The organism is Vibrio ordalii ATCC 33509, assembly GCA_000257205.1.
GTDB classification, from domain to species: Bacteria; Pseudomonadota; Gammaproteobacteria; order Enterobacterales; family Vibrionaceae; genus Vibrio; species Vibrio ordalii.
Window position 1 is genome coordinate 1 of sequence record AEZC01000212.1, and the last position, 862, is coordinate 862.

At 41.9% G+C, this 862-nt stretch carries 2 protein-coding genes; both read left to right on the top strand.

The features are described 5' to 3' along the window. Window positions 1–119 precede the first annotated feature (119 nt). The gene (locus tag VOR_RS0114020) at window positions 120–371 is read left to right on the top strand and encodes a type II toxin-antitoxin system Phd/YefM family antitoxin (protein ID WP_001250181.1); all 252 of its coding nucleotides are present in this window, start codon (window positions 120–122) and stop codon (window positions 369–371) included. Continuing rightward, window positions 361–648: a type II toxin-antitoxin system RelE family toxin gene (locus VOR_RS0114025; protein ID WP_010320326.1), complete on the top strand. Its 288-nt coding sequence runs from the start codon at window positions 361–363 to the stop codon at window positions 646–648. The genes VOR_RS0114020 and VOR_RS0114025 overlap by 11 nt, the downstream gene beginning before the upstream one ends. Window positions 649–862 lie beyond the last annotated feature (214 nt).

An 862-nucleotide genomic window follows, 5' to 3' on the forward strand; every position in this document is an offset into this window, starting at 1 on the left:
TGCCAGAGGGGGGTTGGCTGCCCCTTAAGTGGGCGTTATGCCTCTTTTGTAAATCTCTAGCAATTACTTAAATTAAGGTCTAAAATTAGGTCTGATTTTAATGCTTATATGGTGAAGTTATGAGACAGGTATTAGCGAATTGCTCTGCCAGTATTTCAGAGTTAAAGAAAAATCCAACTGCTCTTTTGAACGAGGCTGATGGTTCAGCTATTGCGATCCTTAACCACAACAAACCCGCAGCTTACCTTGTACCGGCTGAAACTTACGAGTATCTGATGGATATGCTTGATGATTATGAGCTTTCCCAAATAGTAGATAGTCGTCGTGGTGATTTGTCGCAAGCTGTGGAAATCAATATTGATGACTTATAAGTTAAAGTTTTTGCCAGCAGCCCAAAAGGAGTGGAGTAAGCTAGCGCCAACGATTCAGAGTCAATTTAAAAAGAAACTCAAAGAAAGGCTAGAAAATCCCCACGTTCCATCATCAAAGTTACGGGGTTATGATTCTGTTTACAAAATCAAACTTCGTACAGCTGGTTATCGTTTGGCTTATGAAGTCATCGACAATGAAGTTGTCGTTTATGTACTCGCTGTTGGTAAACGAGATAAAGACGCTGTTTATAAGAAACTCGCTTCACGCTTCAGCTAGCGGCATAACAAACGCTTCAAGAGGGACTTCCAACGCGCGGCATTTTCATTATGCGGTTTTTTTAAGTGGTTACGGTGTTATGCGGAAACTTGGTAGTAGCGTTGTCAGCCCCTTAAGCGGGCGTTATGCAACTCAGGTAAATTTAGGGGTTCAATCTTTGGGACTTCTCTGGCCATTCGTTTTGTGTTGTCGGCAAATGGGCATTTTTACCTTC